1 protein-coding gene is annotated in these 1,053 nt (G+C 53.2%); it reads left to right on the forward strand.

Features of this window, described 5'->3' with window-relative positions; all coding sequences use genetic code 11:
* Positions 1-1,046 (forward strand): IS630 family transposase gene (locus tag IQ273_RS33400; protein WP_397199258.1). Its coding sequence is split into 2 segments (ribosomal slippage): positions 1-393 and positions 396-1,046, totalling 1,044 coding nucleotides; the frame shifts between segments, so codons are not numbered across the junction.
* Positions 1,047-1,053 lie beyond the last annotated feature (7 nt).

Consider the following 1,053-nt stretch of genomic DNA (forward strand, 5'->3'; position numbering starts at 1 on the left):
ATCATTTTGACCGAGGAGGAAGACCGTACCTTAAGTGAACTGCGGCAAGCTCAGACAGTTCCTTATCGGACCCGTGACCGTGCGCATATGCTGCGCTTGAATGCTCAAGGGCTGAACGTGCCTGCTATTGCCAAGATTTTTCAGTGCCAGCAACAGACCGTCAGAGTCACTCTCAGACGGTGGGAGAGTGATGGGTTAGGCGGACTGTGGGAAGCCCCTGGGCGTGGTGCGAAACCCAAGTGGCAGCCCTCAGATCTGGACTATTTGACGGCCTGTTTGGATCAAGAACCGCGCACCTATACCAGCGCTCAATTAGCTCAAAAGCTTAAGCAAGAGCGCTTGGTAGACTTGAGTAGCGACCGACTGCGACGAGTGCTCAAAAAAAAAGATATCGGTGGAAACGCACCCGGCACAGTCACAAACGGAAGCAAGACCCCGTCAAGCAAGCCCTCAAGCAGGCAGACTTAGAGACCCTGGTGCTGGCGGCTGAGGAGGGTCTGGTCGATATCAAATACCTCGATGAAGCGGGCTTTTGCCTCTGGAGTCCGGTCAGCTACAGCTACAGTCCGATAGGCGAGCAGAAGCGACTGGAGCAAACGCTCACTCGCCATGGCCGTCGGATTAGTATCTTGGGCTTGTGGCAACCGGGGGAGGCGTTCGAGTACGCACTCTCTCAAGGCGGATTTAAGGGGCCGAGCTATATCCAAGTTATGGATTGGGTGGCTCAGAAAGCAGCCCAGACCTTAGCCGAAACGGGACGCATTACCGTGGTTGTGCAGGATAATGGCTCGCTTCACAAAAGTCGCCTGGTGCAACAGCAGTGGCCTCGATGGCAGGAGCAGGGGTTATTCATCTTCTTTCTACCGCCCTATTGTTCGGAGATGAATCCTATAGAAACCCAATGGCGGCAACTGAAGTGCCACGAGATTGCCGGTCAGATGTTTGATAACGAATATGACTTGGCCATGACCGTCATTGACGGCATGGAAGCGCGTAGTAAAGCTGGAAATTATCAGCTAGAACGTTTTATGTTTAAATGCGCCTAGCTACTTA

Source organism: Nodosilinea sp. LEGE 07298, from assembly GCF_015207265.1.
Taxonomy (GTDB): domain Bacteria; phylum Cyanobacteriota; class Cyanobacteriia; order Phormidesmidales; family Phormidesmidaceae; genus Nodosilinea.